Annotated in this window: 18 protein-coding genes; 7 read left to right on the top strand and 11 right to left on the bottom strand. The window is 37.7% G+C overall.

Annotation, left to right across the window (positions count from 1 at the left end; genetic code table 11):
* Nucleotides 1-79 precede the first annotated feature (79 nt).
* From mutT to ACFIKB_RS01510, 3 genes are all read right to left on the bottom strand, one after another.
* Entirely contained in the window at nt 80-493 is a 414-nt protein-coding gene (gene mutT, locus ACFIKB_RS01520; protein WP_375635999.1) for an 8-oxo-dGTP diphosphatase MutT, read from the bottom strand.
* Nucleotides 494-623: 130 nt separating this feature from the next.
* The gene (argJ, locus tag ACFIKB_RS01515; protein ID WP_375636000.1) at nt 624-1,856 is read right to left on the bottom strand and encodes a bifunctional glutamate N-acetyltransferase/amino-acid acetyltransferase ArgJ; all 1,233 of its coding nucleotides are present in this window, start codon (nt 1,854-1,856) and stop codon (nt 624-626) included.
* Between the two features lie 131 nt (nt 1,857-1,987).
* Nucleotides 1,988-2,941, bottom strand: a complete 954-nt coding sequence (locus ACFIKB_RS01510; protein ID WP_273787784.1) for a peptidylprolyl isomerase — start codon at nt 2,939-2,941, stop codon at nt 1,988-1,990.
* A gap of 434 nt (nt 2,942-3,375) precedes the next feature.
* On the opposite strand from ACFIKB_RS01510, the gene secA reads away from it, so the two are divergent.
* From secA to prmC, 4 genes are all read left to right on the top strand, one after another.
* Nucleotides 3,376-6,093 (top strand): preprotein translocase subunit SecA, encoded by a 2,718-nt coding sequence (secA, locus tag ACFIKB_RS01505; protein WP_375652623.1) that lies wholly within the window; start codon nt 3,376-3,378, stop codon nt 6,091-6,093.
* Entirely contained in the window at nt 6,032-6,523 is a 492-nt protein-coding gene (locus ACFIKB_RS01500; RefSeq protein WP_026500203.1) for a Fur family transcriptional regulator, read from the top strand. The genes secA and ACFIKB_RS01500 overlap by 62 nt, the downstream gene beginning before the upstream one ends.
* 223 nt (nt 6,524-6,746) lie before the next feature.
* Entirely contained in the window at nt 6,747-7,823 is a 1,077-nt protein-coding gene (prfA, locus tag ACFIKB_RS01495) for a peptide chain release factor 1 (RefSeq protein WP_375644642.1), read from the top strand.
* On the top strand, nt 7,820-8,686 hold the full coding sequence (gene prmC / locus ACFIKB_RS01490; protein WP_375652622.1) for a peptide chain release factor N(5)-glutamine methyltransferase: 867 nt from the start codon (nt 7,820-7,822) through the stop codon (nt 8,684-8,686). Before prfA ends, prmC begins: the two co-directional genes overlap by 4 nt.
* On the opposite strand, the gene nrdF is transcribed toward prmC, so the two are convergent.
* The 4 genes from nrdF to nrdH are packed head-to-tail and all read right to left on the bottom strand — an operon-like array spanning nt 8,683 to nt 12,423.
* Nucleotides 8,683-9,657, bottom strand: a complete 975-nt coding sequence (nrdF, locus tag ACFIKB_RS01485; protein ID WP_375652621.1) for a class 1b ribonucleoside-diphosphate reductase subunit beta — start codon at nt 9,655-9,657, stop codon at nt 8,683-8,685. The two genes, prmC and nrdF, sit on opposite strands and share 4 nt — an antisense overlap.
* Before the next feature lie 11 nt (nt 9,658-9,668).
* A complete protein-coding gene (gene nrdE, locus ACFIKB_RS01480; RefSeq protein ID WP_375636004.1) occupies nt 9,669-11,819 on the bottom strand; it encodes a class 1b ribonucleoside-diphosphate reductase subunit alpha in 2,151 nt (716 codons plus the stop codon).
* Complete coding sequence (gene nrdI / locus ACFIKB_RS01475) at nt 11,801-12,199, bottom strand: class Ib ribonucleoside-diphosphate reductase assembly flavoprotein NrdI (RefSeq protein ID WP_375636005.1); 399 nt, start codon at nt 12,197-12,199, stop codon at nt 11,801-11,803. The genes nrdE and nrdI overlap by 19 nt, the downstream gene beginning before the upstream one ends.
* A complete protein-coding gene (gene nrdH, locus ACFIKB_RS01470; RefSeq protein ID WP_375644644.1) occupies nt 12,199-12,423 on the bottom strand; it encodes a glutaredoxin-like protein NrdH in 225 nt (74 codons plus the stop codon). The genes nrdI and nrdH overlap by 1 nt, the downstream gene beginning before the upstream one ends.
* Nucleotides 12,424-13,102: 679 nt before the next feature.
* On the opposite strand from nrdH, the gene ACFIKB_RS01465 reads away from it, so the two are divergent.
* The 3 genes from ACFIKB_RS01465 to ACFIKB_RS01455 are packed head-to-tail and all read left to right on the top strand — an operon-like array spanning nt 13,103 to nt 15,655.
* A complete protein-coding gene (locus ACFIKB_RS01465) occupies nt 13,103-13,855 on the top strand; it encodes an ABC transporter ATP-binding protein (protein ID WP_375636007.1) in 753 nt (250 codons plus the stop codon).
* 3 nt (nt 13,856-13,858) lie between these two features.
* Entirely contained in the window at nt 13,859-14,728 is an 870-nt protein-coding gene (locus ACFIKB_RS01460) for a metal ABC transporter permease (protein WP_375644645.1), read from the top strand.
* A 9-nt stretch (nt 14,729-14,737) separates the two neighbouring features.
* On the top strand, nt 14,738-15,655 hold the full coding sequence (locus ACFIKB_RS01455) for a metal ABC transporter solute-binding protein, Zn/Mn family (protein WP_375636009.1): 918 nt from the start codon (nt 14,738-14,740) through the stop codon (nt 15,653-15,655).
* Nucleotides 15,656-16,567: 912 nt separating this feature from the next.
* Here ACFIKB_RS01455 and ACFIKB_RS01450 read toward each other — a convergent pair.
* The 4 genes from ACFIKB_RS01450 to ugpB form a co-directional block, all read right to left on the bottom strand.
* Nucleotides 16,568-17,614: a sn-glycerol-3-phosphate import ATP-binding protein UgpC gene (locus tag ACFIKB_RS01450; protein WP_375636010.1), complete on the bottom strand. Its 1,047-nt coding sequence runs from the start codon at nt 17,612-17,614 to the stop codon at nt 16,568-16,570.
* Nucleotides 17,615-17,616: 2 nt separating this feature from the next.
* Nucleotides 17,617-18,468: a sn-glycerol-3-phosphate ABC transporter permease UgpE gene (gene ugpE, locus ACFIKB_RS01445; protein ID WP_375636011.1), complete on the bottom strand. Its 852-nt coding sequence runs from the start codon at nt 18,466-18,468 to the stop codon at nt 17,617-17,619.
* Nucleotides 18,469-18,478: 10 nt separating this feature from the next.
* The gene (gene ugpA / locus ACFIKB_RS01440; RefSeq protein WP_012754601.1) at nt 18,479-19,363 is read right to left on the bottom strand and encodes a sn-glycerol-3-phosphate ABC transporter permease UgpA; all 885 of its coding nucleotides are present in this window, start codon (nt 19,361-19,363) and stop codon (nt 18,479-18,481) included.
* Between the two features lie 95 nt (nt 19,364-19,458).
* The gene (gene ugpB, locus ACFIKB_RS01435; protein WP_375636012.1) at nt 19,459-20,793 is read right to left on the bottom strand and encodes a sn-glycerol-3-phosphate ABC transporter substrate-binding protein UgpB; all 1,335 of its coding nucleotides are present in this window, start codon (nt 20,791-20,793) and stop codon (nt 19,459-19,461) included.
* Between the last annotated feature and the right edge of the window lie 128 nt (nt 20,794-20,921).

Genomic DNA, 20,921 nt, shown 5'->3' with positions numbered 1-20,921 from the left:
TCAACATAAAAATTATAAATTATCATTTTAAATCAATATATTGAATTATATTTAAACAATGTTTTCTTCTTATAACACATTAAAGAAGATGATTTTTCAATACCTGAACCAATGGTTTATCAGCATCAGGCATAGGGTATTTATTAAGGTCATTAACAAAAACCCATTCTAAATTTTGCCCCTCTCGTCCTTGCGCAACTCCCTCATAATGATAACAAAGATACAACGGCATCAAGAGGTGAAATGTTGCATAGCTATGGCTTGCAAACGTTAAAGGGAATAAATTATTTGCCTGAACATACACACCAAGCTCTTCTTCTAGTTCACGAATCAATGAAATTTCTGGAGTTTCACCTTGCTCAACCTTTCCACCAGGAAACTCCCATAAACCAGCCAGTGATTTTCCTTCAGGACGCTTGGTAAGCAAAACACGATTATTTTGATCTAACAGTGCACATGCAACAACAAGAAGAAGGGAACTTTTTATACACATATCACTCTCCAATGAGAATATAAAGATAACTGTCTCTTTCTAGTATATTCCCTTACCTCAAAAAGAACTCACATATCTCATTCTCTTAAAAAAATAATAGGCAGTTAAATATAGAGAGTACATCCATTCATTAACTTCTGTAATCACTATTGATCATAACGTACTCTTTTGTTAAATCGCAAGACCAAACCGTCGCCGTGCTCTTACCTAAACCGATATCAACACGAATTGTGATGTGCTTACCTTGCATATAAGTACCTATTGTCTCTTCACAATACTCAGGATCTCGTACGCCATTCACGGCCACACGATGCTCACCAAACCAAATCGTCAATAGATCACGATCGACTTCAACACCGGCCTTCCCAACTGCCATAACGACCCGCCCCCAATTCGCATCTTCACCAGCAATAGCCGTTTTTACGAGCGGTGAATTTGCAATTGATAAAGCAATAGTTTTAGCTGCATTGTTTGTTGTAGCCCCCATCACATTAACCTCAATTAAATGACGAGCACCTTCGCCATCACAAACAACTTGTAGTGCAAGTTCATGCAAAAGTGCACTCAATTGTTTCACAAAAACTCCATAACGCGGATCAGATTTACTTGTAAGACATGGGAAATGTTCTTTTCCTGTCGCAAACAACATAAGCGTATCTGAAGTTGAGGTATCGCTATCAACAGTAATTGAATTGAAAGAACCCTCAACTGCCTCTGATAACATGGATTGGAGTACATCCGAAGAAATAGTAGCGTCACTAACCACAAACGACAGCATTGTCGCCATATCGGGTGCAATCATACCAGCACCTTTTGCAATCCCGTTAATGGTGACAGTCTCGCCTCCACAATCAAATCTGCGTGTAGAAAGTTTTGGAAATGTGTCCGTTGTCATTATGGCTTTTGCAGCTTCCAACCAATTTCCCTCTTCTGCTGTCTCTGCCATAGTTGGTAAAAGATTCACAACGCAAGAAGCATCCATTGGCTCACCAATAACCCCCGTAGAAGCTATAAAAATTTCATCTCCTCTAACCTTTAAAGCGTTCGCTGCTGCACAGATGATTTCATTGGTTGTGTGCTTTCCTTTGCTTCCTGTAAAAGCATTTGCATTTCCAGAATTCACAACAACACCCCTCGCAACCCCATGAGGAAGCGATGCACGACAATGCTCTACAGGAGCAGACGGACATTTTGAACGGGTAAAAACACCGGCCACACTCACTGGCTTATCGAATATGATGAAAAGAAGATCTGTACGATCTTTATATTTAATCCCAGCTTCAGCTGTTGCTATCCGTACCCCAGATAAGGGAGAAAGCTCCTGGATCTTTTGAGGCGACAAAGGAGAAATTTTCAAAACCACAATATGCTCTCTGTAAAAATAAATGAAATGATTGCAGATCAATAACCCCTCATAGAAAACTGCTAGGCTTTTTGAACAAAACTAACCTAGCAAATTATCTATTAGAGAGGCTATCCACTTATTTTTCCTAGCTATTCTGTATCTTCTTCATCTGATGTCTCATCGGGAAGTAGCGTCCCATTTTGATGAAGCGATTCCATGATTTTTGTAACATTAGGATCAGGGTATTTCACATCCATCTTGCTACGCAAATCAACAATCAGTTCTTGATAGCGCTTTTTTATCAGCTGTGTCCGCAACATCTCTTTAACATCATCAAATGCAGGAGGTTGTTTCAAACGACGATCTTCTAATTTAATAATATGCCAACCAAAAGGACTTTCAACGGGTTGTTTAGTGTATTCGCCAATTTTCAAACCAAATGCAGCATCTTCAAAAGGCTTGACCATTTGACCATGACTAAAATAACCAAGATCACCCCCAACGGCAGCAGAACCATCTGTTGAACTTTTCTTTGCAATCTCTTCAAAATTTTCGCCTTTATTTAAATGCTTAATGATAGCTTCTGCTTCTTTTCTCGTTTTGACCAAAATATGACGCGCTTTAACCTCATCTTCTTTAGGTAAAGCAGCGACTTCTTGCTTATAAAGAGCTTCCAAATCAGTATCCGAGATTTTGTCAACAATCGCCTGTTTAAAATAAAGCTGTTGAAGAACATTGTCACGCATGACTGCCATACGTTTATCGTAAGCTTCTGTCTTATCAAGACCTTTGCTTCTTGCTGCTTTTGCAAGTGCCTGCATATCTAAATAAGCTTTTAGAACCATCATACGGCGTTGTTCATCAGGAAAACGTGCTAAATTAGGATTTATTTCAAGCGCTAAATCATCCAATTGGCCTGCTGTAATATTTTTCCCATCAATAACCGCCATAACATGAGAAGGAGAAACGGCTTTTTCAGAAGCTTTCTCCAAAGTCTTTAAATCATTCGACGATGAATTCAAACCTTCTTGGGCTCTCACCCCTAAACTTGTACTTGCCAATAAAGTTGATGCTAAAAAAAGCGTGATAAAGTTAAATTTCATAAATATACTCCTTAAAAATGAAGGCAGGTTCAAGATTCCAATTTTCTTTACCATAACACTTTAACCTTTAAACATAGAGAAATAAATTAGTAATTTTATTTTAAAAAAGTATAAAATTGTCCTTTTATCTGAGTTGCTCCAATCCTATCTAATGCAGATGAAAACATGATAATAGAGAAAAATGACATATTGTATCTTAAATTACTTTGTATTGTATCAGTTAAATAGCGTACCTAAAGTTGACATAGAGCGCTTAGCCTCTTATCTCTACTTTACAATTAAAGTGAAAAATTGCACACCAACAAGTATAATGGTACCATCTGCATTCCATGATGTCTCTAATCATATCAGATAACTTGAAGAAAATGTAGAGTATGGGGAAAGCGTATGAATTACCCAACAAGAGTGACAACAATTAAAAGAAAGGGCCAGAGATGGTCAGTTTAGGTGTTTTTGCCCGTAAGTTTTTTGGTTCAGCTCATGAGCGACGTCTCAAAGCACTCCGCCAAAAAGTTGCACAAATTAATGCTTTGGAAGAACAATTTGTAAAATTAAGTGATGAGCAGCTTTGCCAAAAAACAGATGCCTTTCGTAAACGTCTTAGTGAAGGTGAAAGTGTTGATTTGCTCTTACCAGAAGCTTTCGCAACTGTTCGTGAAGCCGCAAAACGTGTTTATGACATGCGTCCTTTTGACGTGCAACTTATTGGTGGAATGGTCCTTCACGACTGTGGCATAGCTGAAATGCGTACTGGTGAAGGTAAAACATTAATGGCAACTTTACCAATTTATCTCAATGCATTGGAAGGTAAAGGCGTTCATGTTGTGACAGTAAATGATTATCTCGCCAGTCGTGATGCTGAAACAATGGGGAAAATTTTTAGTTTTCTAGGGCTTACAACAGGCGTGATTCTTCATGATCTTGATAGTGATGCCCGCCGAGAGGCCTATGCATGCGACATCACCTATGCCACAAATAATGAACTAGGTTTTGATTATTTGCGTGATAATATGGCCTTCGATCGTAGTCAAATGGTCCAACGTGGACATCATTACGCAATTGTTGATGAAGTTGATTCGATTCTTATTGATGAAGCCCGTACACCCCTTATTATTTCTGGTCCTCTAGAAGATCGTACTGACTTCTATAATCTTATTGATACATTTATTCCTGCCTTAACTCCAGAAGACTATGAAATAGACGAAAAACAAAAAACAACGACTTTTACCGAAGTTGGTACTGAAAAAATTGAAAAAATGCTCGAACAAGCTGGACATCTTAAAGGTGAAAGTCTTTATGACATAGAAAATGTCGCTATCGTTCATCATGTCAATAATGCTCTAAAAGCTCATAAACTGTTTGCTCGCGATAAAGATTACATTGTTCGCAATGATGAAATCGTTATTATTGACGAATTTACAGGGCGAATGATGCCTGGGCGACGTTATTCTGAAGGACTTCATCAAGCGTTAGAAGCTAAGGAGCATGTTGCTATTCAACCAGAAAACCAGACACTTGCTTCCATCACTTTCCAAAATTACTTCCGTATGTATAGGAAATTATCTGGAATGACTGGAACTGCAACAACAGAAGCCGAAGAATTCAGAAATATTTATGGTCTTGACGTTGTTGAAGTCCCTACAAATTTGCCAATACAACGTATTGATGAAGATGATGAAATTTATCGAACAGCAGAAGAGAAATATCGGGCAATTGTGCGTGATATCCGTCAAGCACACGAAAAAGAACAGCCTATTCTTGTTGGAACAACCTCTATTGAAAAGTCAGAACAATTGGCAGAGCGTTTGCGAAAAGAAGGCATTACCGATTTTAGAGTCTTAAATGCTCGCTATCACGAACAAGAAGCATACATCATTGCGCAAGCAGGAGTTCCTAGAGCTCTCACCATCGCAACCAACATGGCAGGACGCGGTACGGATATACAACTTGGTGGTAATGTTGAAATGCGCATCCGACAAGAGTTACAGGATATCCCCGAAGGTCCAGAGCGGACAGCTAAAATTGAAGAAATAAAAAAAGATGTTCAGAAGCTTAAAGACAAAGCTTTAGCGGCTGGTGGTCTTTACGTCATTGCAACGGAACGTCATGAAAGCCGTCGTATTGATAACCAGCTTCGTGGACGTTCTGGTCGCCAAGGCGATCCAGGTCGCTCAAAATTCTTTCTCTCTCTTCAAGATGATCTTATGCGTATCTTTGGCTCCAATCGTATGGATGGTATGCTGCAAAAACTTGGATTGAAAGAAAATGAAGCTATTATCCATCCATGGATTAATAAAGCCCTTGAAAAAGCACAAAAAAAGGTCGAAGCACGAAACTTTGAAATTCGTAAAAATCTGCTAAAATATGATGATGTCATGAATGATCAACGCAAGGTTATTTTTGAACAGCGTATGGAGATCATGAACGCAGATGATTTATCAGAAATGATCCTTGAAATGCGCAATGAAGTCGTAGAGGATCTCGTAGAGGCTTATATTCCATCAGGGACATATTCTGAAAAATGGGATGTAAAAACTCTCGAAGAAGAACTTCAACAACTCTTTAATCTTGAGCTTCCAGTAGAAGAGTGGGCAAAAGAAGATGGAATTGCCGAGGAGCAAATTTTGGAGCGTGTATCAGATGCTGTTACAAAACTTGAAAATGAACGTACTGAACGCTATTCTCCAGAGGTTATGGCTTATTTTCACAAGGCAGTATTGCTCGAAACTATTGACACGTTATGGCGTGAACATCTGGTGAGTTTAGACCATTTGCGTTCTGTTGTTGGTTTTCGTGGTTATGCGCAGCGGGATCCGCTCAATGAATATAAGACAGAATCTTTTGAACTCTTTCAAAGTATGTTGAGAAATTTGCGCCGAATTGTCACTTCTAAGCTTATGCGCTTTGAAATCATTCAACAACCTACAGAACCGACCATGCCTGAGCAAACTGATGCTACTTCTTCTGTCTTTAATGATCAAAGTCAAGAAAATGCTCCCACCTTATGGGCACGATCACAAGAAAATAGATTTGTTAATCCACAAGATCGTGACCCTAATGATATAACCACATGGGGAAAAGTTGGACGTAATGAGCGTTGTCCTTGCGGTTCAGAGAAAAAATACAAACACTGTCATGGAGCCTTTGTTTGAAAAGCAAACTATGAAAATGAATAAAAAGCGAAATTATGAGCAAGAATTGCGCACAGCTGGTTTAAGAGTAACACGTCAACGACGAGTTATTCTTGATATTTTGACTGACACAAATGACCATCCCAATGCATTTGAAATTTTTCAGCGTGCAAACAAAATAGATTCGAGTATTTCACTCTCAACTGTTTATCGAACCATGAAAACATTAGAAGGAAATGGAACAATTCATCGCCATAGCTTTAGTGGTGGTCCATCTCGTTTTGAGCAAGCAGATGGGCAACATCATGATCATCTCATTGATATAGAAACAGGACAAGTTATCGAGTTTCATTCTGATGTTATTGAAAAGCTTCAAGAGGAAATTGCAAAGTCCCTTGGCTATGATATTATTCATCACCGCCTTGAACTTTACGGAAAAAAAAACTCTTAAAAAAGTGATTATATATCATTAGATAAAATACCTCAGGTAAATCGAGTTTTATAAAAATTTACCTTTAAGATATAATAGTTTCCATTGGCAAAAAAAAATTTTTTGCTCTATTACCCCTTTTTGTATGATGCTATACGGTAATTCATTGTCAGTATTATAACAAAAAATCATTGCAACAAAATATTATAAAAATTGTATTATGAAAAATTAGGCCAATATTATCATGGTTTCCTTGCCACAAGATCGTATGAGACAGCTTGAAAAGCGCTTTGAAATAATTGAAAGCCAAATGACGACTAATCCAAATGCTGAAACATATGTCAAATTAGCTTCTGAATATGCAGAACTACAACCCGTTATTGCCTCTATACGCGCATTAAATGCTCTTTACAAAGAGATTACAGAATTAGAAACAATTATCAATGATAAACAAACAGACGTAGAGATGCGTAATCTTGCCCAAGAAGAGCTACCATTGTTATATAAAAAAGTAGAGCAATTTGAAAAAGAACTCCAGATTCTGCTTTTGCCTAAAGATGTTGCTGATGAAAAAAACGCTATTGTTGAAATTCGAGCAGGAACGGGTGGATCAGAAGCAGCACTTTTTTCCGGTGATCTTTTCCGTATGTATGAACGTTATGCCCATGCTCACCATTGGACAGTAGAAGTTATTTCACTCAGTGAGGGAGAAGTTGGCGGATATAAAGAGATTATTGCTACTATCTCAGGAAAAGGTGTCTTTTCTAAATTGAAATATGAATCAGGGGTTCACCGTGTGCAACGCATCCCCGAAACAGAAACCGGTGGACGTATCCATACATCTGCTGCTACCGTTGCAGTCCTTCCGGAGGCTGAAGAAATTGATATTGATATTCGCCCTGAAGATATTCGTATTGACACAATGCGTGCATCTGGAGCAGGAGGACAGCATGTTAATACAACGGATTCAGCTGTTCGTATCACGCATATTCCAACAGGAATTATGGTCGTACAAGCAGAAAAATCACAACATCAAAACCGAGCACGAGCCCTTCAAATTTTACGGGCACGCTTATTCGATATCGAACGACAAAAAGCGGAAAGTGAACGTTCAGCTTCTCGTAAAAGCCAAGTTGGTTCTGGTGATCGTTCAGAACGTATTCGTACCTATAATTTTCCACAAGGACGTGTCACGGATCACCGTATTAATCTAACCTTGTATAAGCTTGATCGCATTCTAGAGGGAGATCTTGATGAGCTTCTTCATGCACTCATCTCAGATCATCAAACAACACTGCTTATGGAAATGGATAATAATTGAGCGAATATTCTTTCAAGAATGTCATCCAACGAATGCAAGAAAAATTGCGCACGAAAGGAATTGTTGAAGCCGATCTCGATGCGAAAATACTCGTTGAATGGATAACAGGAATAAATGCTGCTGAAAGAATTTCTAAACCAGATATGCATCTGTCTTCTGAGCATATTATACAAATAGAACAGGCTCTACAACGGCGTATTGCAGGAGAACCCGTCTACCGTATTATAGGAGCACGAGAATTTTATGGTATATCTTTTGCATTGTCTCAAGAGACGTTAGAACCTCGTCCTGATACAGAAACGCTAATAGATCTTGTTCTCCCTTTTCTCCAAAAACAGGTCGAAAATTCGAGAAGAACAAGATTCCTTGATATGGGAACAGGAAGTGGCGCCATTGCCATTACACTCCTTAAACAAATTCCCCAATCCTATGCGGTGGCAGTCGATATTTCTGAAGATGCCCTTAAAACAGCGAAAAAAAATGCAAAAAACGCTGAAGTAGCACACCGCTTCACACCTCTTCTTAGCGACTGGTTTGATGCGGTCGCAGATCGCTTTGATTTCATTGTTTCTAATCCACCTTATATTCCCGCACAAGATATCGAAAAACTTGCAAAAGAAGTGCGCTTACATGACCCATTACGCGCCCTGATAGGAGGGGAAGATGGACTTGATTTTTATCGAAAACTCGCCCATGAAGCAGCCCACTACTTAAAAGAAAACGGCTATGTCGCTGTTGAAATTGGTTACTCTCAAGAAAATGAAGTCTGTAATTTATTTGAAAAAAATGGTTTTCAATGTTTAGAAGTGCGTAAAGATCTAAGTGGAATACCCCGCGCACTTCTATTTGCATGCAAACATTAAAATTCCCAATCATCATCCGTGGTAGCAACCGCCTTGCCAATGACATAAGAAGAACCTGCCCCTGAAAAAAAGTCATGATTTTCATCAGAGTTTGGTGATAAAGCTGCCAAAATAGCGGGATTAACACGACAAACCTCAGGAGGAAAAAGAGCTTCAAAACCTAAATTCATTAAAGCCTTGTTAGCATTATAATGAAGAAAAATTTTAACATCTTCTGTCAATCCAAGTGCATCATAAAGATCTTCAGTATATTTGCACTCGATATTATAAAGATCAAAGAGCAGGTTAAAAGCAAAATCTTTAATTTCTTTCTTTTTGGCTTCATCAAGCTTTGCAAAGCCCAATTGGAATTTATAACCTATATAATAACCATGGACTGCTTCATCACGAATGATTAATCGAATGAGATCTGCTGTATTGGTCAACTTAGCGCGACTGGCCCAATACATGGGCAAATAAAAACCAGAATAAAATAAAAAGCTTTCCAGCAAAGTCGAAGCAATTTTTTTCTTAAGTGGATCATTTGCTTCATAACGCTCAAGTACTAATCTAGCCTTTTTCTGCAAATGAATATTTTCTTCTGACCATCTAAACGCATCATCAACTTCTACCGTCGAACAAAGGGTTGAAAAAATAGAGGAATAAGAACGTGCATGAACCGCTTCCATGAAAGCAATATTCGTCAACACTGCCTCCTCATGCTCTGTTATTGCATCAGCCAGAAGCGAAATGGCTCCAACAGTATTTTGAATTGTATCTAAAAGCGTTAGTCCTGTAAAAACACGAATTGTTAATTTACGTTCTTCATCTGTTAAGCTTGACCATGAGGGAATATCATTGGAAAGTGGAACCTTCTCAGGTAACCAAAAGTTCCCAGTTAAGCGGTTCCATACTTCAAGATCTTTCTCATCATGTAATCTATTCCAATTAACAGCGCACACAACAGGATTTTTGGTTGCAATCTTTGTCATATGATGATCTCCTATAAACTGCACGAAACACAGCCATCAACTTCTGTTCCACTTAATGCTACTTGCCGTAATCGTACATAGTAAATACTCTTTATACCCTTTTTCCAGGCATAAATTTGTGCGCGGTTAATATCACGTGTGGTAGCGGTATCAGGAAAAAATAATGTCAATGAAAGACCTTGATCAACATGCTGTGTTGCTGCAGCATAGGTATCTATAATTTTTTCAGGACCAATCTCATAAGCATCTTGGTAAAAATTCAAATTCGTATTATCCATATAAGGAGCGGGATAATAAACGCGTCCAATTTTTCCTTCTTTGCGAATTTCAATTTTTGAAGCAATTGGATGAATAGAAGAAGTGGCATGATTAATATAGGAAATAGATCCCGTAGGTGGAACTGCCTGCAAATTACGGTTATAAAGCCCATACTCAATGACTAATTTTTTGAGTTCCTGCCAATCCTTTTGATCTGGGATAACAATATTGTTCCGTGCAAAAAGCTCTTGCACAAGCGCAAATTGCGGTTTCCATTCTTTTTCAATATATTTTTCGAAAAAACGTCCATCTGCATAAGCTGATTTTTCAAACCCTGCAAACATTTCTTGACGTTCACGTGCAATCAAATTGGAAGCCCGTATGGCGTGATATGTCACAATATAAAAATAGATATTGGTAAAATCTATCGCTTCTGGAGATCCATAATAGATCTGTTCACGCGCTAGAAACCCGTGCAAATTCATTTGTCCCAAACCAATCGCATGACTTTCAGCATTGCCTTTCGCAATGGAAGGCACACAGGCAATATTGCTCATATCCGAAACCGCAGTAAGGGCACGAACAGCAGATTCCACGGTCTGTCCGAAATCAGGACTTTCCATTGCTTTGGCAATATTCATGGATCCAAGATTACAGGATATATCACTTCCAATCGTGCGATAAGTTAAATCTGTCTCCAGTTCACTTGCCTCACTCACCTGCAAAATTTCTGAACATAAATTGCTCATACTTATGCGCCCAGCTATTGGGTTCGATCGATTAGCAGTATCCTCAAATAAAATATAGGGATAACCCGACTCAAATTGAATTTCCGCTAATGTCTGGAAAAAAACGCGTGCACTTATTTTCTTTTTACGAATCTTTGCATTATCAACAAAAGAACGATAATGCTCCGTTAAAGAAATATCGCTAAAGGGCTTACCTGTCACACGCTCGATATCATAAGATGAGAAGAGATACATATCCTCATTATTCCGTGCAAGCTCAAAAGTAATATCAGGAATAACGACACCAAGCGAAAGCGTTTTGATTCTAACTTTTTCATCAGCATTTTCACGCTTTGTATCCAAAAACTTCATAATATCTAAATGGTGAGCATGCAAATAAACAGCTCCAGCCCCCTGTCTTGCCCCAAGCTGATTGGCGTAAGAAAAAGAATCTTCCAAGAGTTTCATCACCGGTAAGACTCCTGAGGACTGATTTTCTATTTGCTTAATTGGTGCCCCAGCTTCCCGCAAATTCGTTAAACAAAGCGCCACACCTCCACCACGTTTTGAAAGCTGCAAAGCCGAATTAACCGAACGACCTATCGATTCCATATTATCTTCAACACGTAGCAAAAAACACGAAACCAATTCACCACGTTGTTTTTTCCCAGCATTTAAAAATGTCGGTGTTGCCGGCTGAAAACGTCCTGTAATAATTTCATCCACAAAACTTTCAGCAAGAGCTTTATTCCCTTGTGCCAAATATAAAGCTACAAGACAAACACGATCTTCATAACGTTCAAGATAACGTTTCCCATCAAAAGTCTTTAATGTATAGCTGGTATAGTACTTAAATGCGCCTAAAAAGGTAGGAAAACGAAACTTAAATGCATAAGCACGTTTAAAAAGCTTTTTAATAAAAGAAAAATCATAAAGCCCAAATAAAGCTTTTTCGTAATAACCTTCTTCTATTAAGTAGTCTATTTTTTCCTTCAGGTTATGAAAAAAAACTGTATTTTGATTAACATGCTGAAGAAAATATTGCCGTGCGGCAAGCCTATCCATATCAAATTGAATATGACCATTTTCATCATAAAGATTAAGCATTGCATTCAGCGCATGATAATCAGTAATCTGATCCGATTTCTGCGATTGCCCTATACCAATTGTTTCCAAAATCTTTCCAATCCCTTTTTTACATAAATAACGTCTTCATCAGTTCCACGCAGCTCAAAACGATAAAGGCAAGGTACACAACATTTTTCAGCAATGATTTTACTTGCTAAATTATAATAACAACCAAAATTACGATTCCCACCACCAATGACACCACGAATTAATTTTCGGTTCTCAGCTTCATTAAGAAAATGGATAACGGCTTTCGGCACTGCTCCTCTTCCTTCACCATCTGCATATGTAGGAACAACCAGTACATAAGGTTCACCAACCAATGCAGAAGGCTTTCTTTTATCAATTTTGAAGAGTCGTTGACCAAGTTGCGAGACAAAATGTTCTGTATTACCCGTTGCACTCGAATAATAAACAATAAGCCCCATTAAGCACAAAGACCACTAATCATATCTGGTCTAAAACCAGACCAATGATTTTCACCACAAACAACGACAGGAACCTGACGATACCCCAGAGATTGAACAAAATTGTATGCTTGTTCATCACAAGAAATATCAACAACACGATAATGAATGCCTTTTGCATCAAAAGCGCGGCGTGTAGCATCACATTGGACACAAGATGGTTTGCTATAAATAGTGATCGACATTTTCTTCAACTTTCACAATTCCAAACAATCAACCCTAAAAGGTCAATCTAATAATTTTATAAGTACTCAAGAATAACAAAAAACAGAAATTGTACGCAAAACATGTGGTTACTTTCAAATAGTACACAGCTTCTTGAACATAACAGAATTCCTCATCAAATAACTTCAAAGACTATGATGAGAATAAGCGATTATTCTATAACTTAAATGGCAAAGCCCCCCAGTTATAAAACAATCTTTTGCTTGCATTACAATTCCCTCCTGCTGTCTAAAAACTAACGTTCTAAACTACCGTTTTTCAAGAGCTCTGTTTTACTCTTTTACGGCAAAAATCAATTACAAAAACGAAAGGAATCCTTCCAAAAGAGATCCTTCAGCAAAAACACTGCTATGCCCTTGGTCAATAAACTCTTTACAATAATGGAAATAACTTAGATACCAAACGAAACACACTAACACCCTCTCTTGTGCTTATTTAGAATCACCAATCATTTTGATACTATATATAGTATATACTCTCTCTCTTTCGTCAAGGTGAATTCAATTATTATTTTTAATTTTCCACGATCTTCACACTAAAATTTTCAGTCCTCAAAACTATGTAATAATATAACATTTTATTGACAAACGTTATATTATTACATAGTTTTCAAAATAATAAGCAACGATGGTAAAAAATATGGATCTGCACTTCAATAAGACAACATTAGGCTATGGAAATAGAATAGCAATAAAGAACTTTTCAGCAAAGTTAAAAGCTGGTTCATTGGTCGCAATAACAGGCGATAATGGCGCTGGAAAATCGACACTGCTAAAAGCCATCGCCGGATTGATTAAACCTCTTAAGGGAAAAATTACAAAACCAAAAAAAAGCCGTATTGCTTATCTTTCTCAGCAATGTGATGTAGATCAAACATTTCCAATTGATGTGAAAACGCTTGTAAAAACAGGACTGTGGTCTTTTTGTGGATTATGGAAAAGCCAGCGCCTTTATGATTCTAAGATTCAAAATGCGCTTGAAACGGTTGGGCTTACAGAACTAGCACCCCGTTCGCTTGAAACATTATCAGGCGGGCAATTACAACGCGCTCTTTTTGCACGTATCATTGTGCAAGATGCCAATATTATTTTGCTTGATGAACCTTTCAATGGTGTAGATCATAATACCCAAAAAGACCTTCTTACACTGATCACATACTGGCAACAGCAAGGACGCACAGTTCTCGCAGCACTCCATAACCCTCTCATCGTGCAAGAATTTTTCCCCCAAATGATTCAAATTAATCAACAAAACGCCTTTTATGGAAAAACAACACAGTTTTTTAACAACACTATTCATCACGTTATGCCACCTCTCACATCCAATTCTTTTCCTATTAGCGCACAAAAACAAAATCTTCCCATCAATGATCCTCTCTTTCTTAGGTTATAAGACGTGTATGCATTTTTTCTTGCCCCCTTTGTTGATTTCCAATTTATGCAAAACGCCCTTATCGGTTCTATTTTCCTGTCTATTAGCGCTTGTCCTGTTGGTGTATTTTTGATGCTCCGTGGAATGAGCTTGACAGGAGATGCTATCTCTCATGCCATTCTTCCTGGTGTTGCAACTGCTTTTCTGATTTGTGGCTTTTCCCTCATATCTATGACACTTGGTGGCATCTTCGCTGGTATTATTGTTGCTTTAGCAACCATTTTAATTTCACGAAATAGCTTTCAGAAAGAAGATGCATCCATGACCGTCTTTTATCTTATTGCACTCGCGGCAGGTGTCATTATTATCTCACTAAAAGACTCAACAATTGAGCTGCTTCATCTCTTATTCGGATCGGTTCTTGCACTTGATGCACAAGCCCTTTGGTTAATCACTATTATAATGCTGATTACACTATGCAGCCTTTGTATTTTTTGGCGTGCACTTGTTTTAGAAAGCTTTGACCCCCTCTTTTTTAAATCACTCTCTCCGTTGAGTAAATATATTCATATTTCATTGCTTGGACTTGTGGTGTTGAATCTGGTTGGAGGCTTTCAATCACTAGGAACATTACTTTCCGTTGGCATTATGATGATTCCAGCTATTACAGCCCGTTTTTGGTTTTCACGGCTAGGCCCTATTTGCGCGCTTTCCACTCTTTTTGGAATCATTTCTAGCGTATGTGGTCTCCTGCTTTCTTTTCATCTTTCTCTTCCCTCCGGCCCTGCTATCATCATTGCCGCAGGATTTATTTATCTTTTTTCCTGCTTGATAAGTCCACGTGGCTTTATTGTAACATGGTTTCCCCACCTCTTTTATACCTCCTCACTTTAAGGAAAAAATGTGCCTAAGTTTACTCAAAAATTTGTTCTTCTTGGAGCTTTATTGCTTTCCCTTTCTCCATTTTCTGCTTCTGCAAACAATAAAATCAAAGTTGTTGCGAGCTTTTCTATTCTCGCAGATCTCGTAAAAAATGTAGGAGACAACCATATCTCTATGACCACTTTTGTAGGTCCCAATGCGAATACCCACACTTATGAACCTACCCCCCATGATGCTCAAGCTCTTAGAAATGCTCAAATTATTTTCATCAACGGACTTCATTTAGAAGGATTCATTGATCGCCTCATTACAGCAAGCGGTACAAAAGCACTTCTTGTCAAAGTTAGCGCTAACATTCCCTCCCTCAAAATGAAAAATCAAGAACATAATGCCCATCACCACCATAGCGTTATTGATCCACACGCTTGGCAAACAATTCCCAATGTCAAAATCTATGTGAAGAATATCGCTGCTGCTTTTTGTAAAATCGATCCACAATCCTGCACCAGCTACAAAAAAAATGCCGAAACCTACATCCAAAAACTTAAAATAGCACAAGATACCCTGAAAACAAAAATTGCTACCATCCCTAAAGATAAACGTATCATTATCACATCTCATAACGCCTTTGGCTATTTTGCCAAAGAATATGGTTTTACTATCCTTGCTCCCCAAAATGCTTCAACAGAAGCTGAAGCAACCGCAGCCGATGTTGCTAAACTTATCAAACAAATTAAGGCGAATAAAGCAGCTGCACTATTCGTTGAAAATATCTCTAATCCTCGGCTCATAAAACAGATTGCAAAAGAAACAGGTTTAAAAATTGGTGGGACTCTTTATTCTGATGCATTGTCAAATAAAAATGGCCCTGCAGCAACTTATCTCGATATGATGGAACATAATGTGAATACCATCATTGATGCCATCACAAAACATTAAGATTTTCTACAAAAGAGATAAAAAAGCGTTCATAAAATCGTAAGTCTATGATTATATTACTAATGATACCCAACATCTATAATTGATAATATTGATATAAAATAAAGTTACTTTTACAGAGAAATTTATACTCAATAGATGCTAAGATAGATAAAGTAAGTGGATTTATTGCCTCATGATGCCCAGATCGTCAGCGGCATCATTCTATTTTCCAACGCTTCTTTTACAATAACTCTCGACACTTGAAACGATTCATAAGAAGCATTTGGGGTCTCTTTCTTAAAGTATTTTTATCTACCCAACTCCATTTATAACATGCAAGTAGAATGAGTGTATGAATAAAAACCACTTGAAGAAAAAATGCCTCTTATAGGATCTCTGAAACCATTTAAGATCATATAGTCAGCAGTAAAATAGAATATGCCTATTCTCGTACAGACTATTTAGAACAGCGTCGTATTTTTTGGATCAAATAGACTTCTTATGTTAGGGATCAAAGCTACGATATGGGGCGCATCCCCTCTCATCTGTGAATTATTGTTTCCCTCTATTTCTCTCATTTACTTTTTATAAGTTACATAAATTATTACATCAAGAAACACATGATAATATATTGTTTTTTATGAGCAATAATATGGTTAATCAATGGTTATTTTATATTAATATTTTTTATAGTGAAAATGATTTTATTATGTTTGAGATTTGAAAATAATATTCTTCTCACAGACCGTGAAAATGCATATTTTCTTCATATAAATGTTTTGACATTCTCAGCGCCATGGGACAATGGATCATTACCAAAACTTTTAAAATTTTGTTTTTAATCCCATCGGTTACAACCTGATTTTGTAAATGCAATCGAGAAAATCGAAACGCAACATAAAAGAAAGTCGTGTCACAATCAATTAATGCTTACTTACTATTTGTGCGCTTTCCAGTGTTTTTGTTAAAAGTATGAAAATTCTGATGAGCGACAGTGAAACTTAGTTTTTGCCCATAGTCGTGTGTCAAGCGTTCTTTTATTTCAATCGTAAAGATGATATTATTCCAACGCGTTAAAACATGGCAACCTGTTCCGATAGGCTTGATAAGCTCAATTTTTGTGTGAAAGACAGGTCCTTTATCCGGATGTTCGCCTAATAAGATTATTTCAGGTCTGAATGCTAAAAGATCAGTTTCTTCGCCATAAGAAAATGAATGCCCTAAATGTTGTTCTAAGACATGGCGATCAAGAAAATTCATAGGAGGAGAACCAATAAAATCAGCAACAAATGTTGTTGCTGGAGTGTCGTAAATTTCCATTGGTGTTCCAATTTGCTCGATAGCTCCTTTATTCAAAACGACTATTCTATCAGCTAATGTCATAGCTTCTAGTTGATCATGGGTAACATAGAGGCTGGTCGTTCCTAATGAACGCTGTAGTGTTTTTATTTCAATACACATTTGCGCCCGCAATTTTGCATCAAGATTTGAAAGAGGTTCATCAAAGAGAAAAACACGGGGTTGGCGTACAATCACACGCCCCATTGCAACACGCTGACGTTGTCCTCCTGATAATTGTCGTGGCTTACGATCAAGAAATGATTCTATCTCCAAAAGTTTTGCAGCATGTGCGATGCGTTTTTTAATTTCTTCTTTAGGAGTTTTACGATTTTTAAGACCATATTCTAAGTTTCCACGAACTGTCATATGGGGATAAAGAGCATAATTTTGAAAAACCATAGCAATATCACGATCAGCTGGTTCACGATCATTGATACGTTCGTTATCAATACATAATTCACCTGAGGTAACTTGTTCAAGTCCTGCTATAATACGCAATAAGGTTGATTTTCCGCACCCTGAAGGACCGACAAGAACAAGAAGTTCTTTATCAGCAACAGTTAAGTTTAAATCATCAATGACCAGAATGCCGTTGTCATACCGTTTTTTTATATTTGATAACTGGATTATGGCCATAATTACTTCTCCGTTTCAATAAGGCCTTTGATAAAAAGCCGTTGCATGAAGATAACAACAAGAACAGGGGGAACCATGGCAACAACCGATACTGCCATGAGTATATTCCATTGAGGATCATGTTGAAGTGATTCGACAATAAGCTGTTTTAAAATAATAAGGATCGTTTGATGATTTTGATCCGTTGTGATGATAAGAGGCCAAAGATATTGTATCCATCCATAAATAAACATAATGATAAATAAAGCAGCGATATTGCTTTTACTAAGAGGAAGAAGAATATCCTTAAAAAATTTAACTGGACCTGCACCATCAACACGTGCCGCCTCTAAGAGTTCATCTGGAATAGTCAAAAAAAACTGGCGAAATAAAAATGTAGCGGTTGCAGATGCAATAAGTGGAATAATCATTCCACTATAGGTGTCGATCATCCCCAATTTCGCAACAACCTCATAGGTTGGAAGAATACGAACTTCGACAGGGAGCATCAATGTAACAAAAATAAGAACAAAAGCAGTTTTTCGGAAAGGAAAACGCATATAAACAATTGCATAAGCAGATAAAAGTGAAATAATAATTTTTCCAATACTAATCCCTAGAGCCATAATGAGTGAATTCATTAAGAGTGGCCAGAGGTTGGGAAGACCGAGTTGTGCAAGGCCATCACCAAAGATTGTTTTATAATTTTCCAAAGCATATTTCCCAGGTAAAAGAGGAAGTGTTCCCGAGTTGAATGCTGCTGAACTATGGGTTGATGCAATGATAGCAACGTAAACTGGAAAGCAAATAATGATAATGCCAATAATGAGAGTAATATGGGTTAGAAATTTCAAAATAGGGCGATTTTCAACCATAATTTACTTCCTAATATTGTACACGACGCTCAATCCAGCGAAACTGAATAAAGGTTAAGACAATAACCATCAACATCAATATTGTTGACTGTGCTGCTGATGCACCGATTATTTGATTTCTAAAGCCATCGTCATATACTTTATAGACGAGGATGCTCGTTGCACGCGCAGGACCTCCAGAAGTTGTATTATCAATAATACCAAAGGTATCAAACATAACATAATTGACATTGACAATAAGAAGGAAAAACGTCGTTGGTGAAATTTGCGGGAAGACTACAGTCCAAAATCGTTTAAAGGGACCAGCACCATCAATGGCGGCTGCTTCTATTTGAGAACGCGGAACAGACTGAAGCCCCGTAAGAAAAAAGAGAAAATTGTAAGAAATCTGTTTCCAACTAGCTGCTATGACAATAAGAATCATTGCTTGAGTGCCATTAATACGATAATTCCATAGCACCCCTATTTTCTCGAGAAGAAAAGGGATAATTCCGATGGTGGGATGAAAGATAAACAGCCATAATATACCTGCCAATACTGGAGCAACAGCATAGGGCCAGAGCAAAAGCATTGTATAAGCCTTTTTTGCACGGATGACACGATCAACACAGACAGCTAAGAGAAGTGATATTGTCATTGAAGCGACAGTAACTGAGATGGAAAATACTGCGGTTGTAAGAAGTGATTGCAGATAAGTAGGATCAGAAAGAACGGTTAGATAATTTTCAAAACCAATAAAGGTTGTTGTAAAGCCAAAAGGGTCTTCACGCTCAAAAGATGATTTTATTGCTTGAGCAGCAGGCCAAAAGAAAAACAAAAAAGTCACAAGAAGCTGAGGGAAAAGCAGTCCGTAAGAAAGTAGACTATTTTTAAAATATGCATGTTTTTCTTGCATTCGTAGGGCTCTTTAAATGTAGAGACTTTAAAAAGATAAACAAAAAGAACTCAACTGTTTTTGTTGAGTCTTTAATGTTTAACAATAAAACGAGATTAATGATTAGATTTTTCAAATTCACGCAAGAGTTTATTTCCACGTTCAACGGTCTCATCTAAACCATCTTTCGGTGTTTTTGAACCACTAAGAACAGCTTCCAACTCTTGATCAAGAATGGCACGGATTTGTGGTAAATTACCAAATCTTATCCCTTTCGAGTTAACTGTTGGTGGATTAAGATTAATCTGTTTGATAGCTATATCCGCACCTGGCGTTTTTTCATAGAAATGTTGTTTTTTGCTCAATTCATAAGTCGCTTTTGTGGTTGGAAGATAACCTGTTTCCTGATGCCATTTTGCTTGGTTTTCTGTTTTTGAAAGAAATTTAAGAAAAGCGGCTGCCCCTGCATATTCCTTTGGGGTATGTCCCTTAAACGCCCAAATAGAAGCTCCCCCAATAACTGAATTTTGTGGTGTTCCTTCCGCATCCTTATAATACGGTAGCATACCAACTCCCACATCAAACTGAGCTTCCGAAACAATTCCAGCACGTGATCCTGAAGATTGCATAAAAATTGCACAATTTTGTGCCATAAACATTGGTGTTGAATCCAATGCACCTGCTGGACCACCATAACGGAAAATACCTTGATCAGACCACTTTTTCAGGTCAGTCCACATACGCACTTGTAAAGGTCCATTAAATGTAAGTTCTGAATCAAGTCCTTTAAAGCCATTTTCCTTCGTTCCAAAAGGAACATTATGCAACGCTGAAAAATTTTCTATACCAATCCATTGAGCAGCATAAGCCATCGTAAAACCGCAAGTTGCCGCTTTAGTCTCAAGAATTTTTTTGGAAAAGTCTTCTATATCTTGCCACGTTTTAGGAGGCTGTTCCGGATCAAGCCCTGCTTTTTTAAAGATATCTTTATTATAATAAAGAATGGGAGTTGAAATATTAAATGGCATAGAGATGATACGTCCCTGTTCATCGGAGTAATAACCACTAATAGCAGGGAAATAATCTGTAGGATCAAATTCTTGTTTTGTATCAGCCATAAGTTGATAAAATGGATAGATTGCGCCTTTTGCAGCCATCATAGTTCCAGTACCAACGTCATAAATTTGGGCAAGCACTGGTTGTTTCTTTCCACGAAATGCTGCAATGAGTGAAATCAACCCCTCTTCATATTCGCCGCGAAATGAAGGAACAACTTTATACTCTGATTGACTTGCATTAAAATCGTTAATGAGACTTTCAGTTTGCTTTCCTAATTCACCACTCATAGAATGCCAAAAGCTGATTTTTGTCTGCGCAAAACTTGCTGTTATTCCCGCTGTAGACATTATGATAGCAACCGTGGCCGCTATGGAAAGATAAAAACGACTCATGGCTCACCCTTTCTGAAGTGATGGAATACAAACTACCCCTAAATTTATAGTATTACACATGAACATGCTATGACAGTTTTATTTCAGAAATATATTCTCTCATTTAAACAGGAACCACCAAAAGGTCA

It is taken from the genome of Bartonella sp. MR110HLJHH (genome assembly GCF_042194225.1).
GTDB classification, from domain to species: domain Bacteria; phylum Pseudomonadota; class Alphaproteobacteria; order Rhizobiales; family Rhizobiaceae; genus Bartonella; species Bartonella grahamii.
Note: the sequence above shows the minus strand (reverse complement) of the source record. Positions and strands in the feature narration are given on the sequence as shown.

Coding starts and splice junctions, on each gene's coding strand:
- mutT (WP_375635999.1), bottom strand. CDS start 493: ATGTGTATAAAAAGTTCCCTTCTTCTTGTTGTTGCATGTGCACTGTTA.
- ACFIKB_RS01510 (WP_273787784.1), bottom strand. CDS start 2,941: ATGAAATTTAACTTTATCACGCTTTTTTTAGCATCAACTTTATTGGCA.
- secA (WP_375652623.1), top strand. CDS start 3,376: ATGGTCAGTTTAGGTGTTTTTGCCCGTAAGTTTTTTGGTTCAGCTCAT.
- ACFIKB_RS01500 (WP_026500203.1), top strand. CDS start 6,032: ATGAGCGTTGTCCTTGCGGTTCAGAGAAAAAATACAAACACTGTCATG.
- prfA (WP_375644642.1), top strand. CDS start 6,747: ATGGTTTCCTTGCCACAAGATCGTATGAGACAGCTTGAAAAGCGCTTT.
- nrdF (WP_375652621.1), bottom strand. CDS start 9,657: ATGACAAAGATTGCAACCAAAAATCCTGTTGTGTGCGCTGTTAATTGG.
- nrdI (WP_375636005.1), bottom strand. CDS start 12,199: ATGGGGCTTATTGTTTATTATTCGAGTGCAACGGGTAATACAGAACAT.
- nrdH (WP_375644644.1), bottom strand. CDS start 12,423: ATGTCGATCACTATTTATAGCAAACCATCTTGTGTCCAATGTGATGCT.
- ACFIKB_RS01465 (WP_375636007.1), top strand. CDS start 13,103: ATGGATCTGCACTTCAATAAGACAACATTAGGCTATGGAAATAGAATA.
- ACFIKB_RS01450 (WP_375636010.1), bottom strand. CDS start 17,614: ATGGCCATAATCCAGTTATCAAATATAAAAAAACGGTATGACAACGGC.
- ugpE (WP_375636011.1), bottom strand. CDS start 18,468: ATGGTTGAAAATCGCCCTATTTTGAAATTTCTAACCCATATTACTCTC.
- ugpA (WP_012754601.1), bottom strand. CDS start 19,363: ATGCAAGAAAAACATGCATATTTTAAAAATAGTCTACTTTCTTACGGA.
- ugpB (WP_375636012.1), bottom strand. CDS start 20,793: ATGAGTCGTTTTTATCTTTCCATAGCGGCCACGGTTGCTATCATAATG.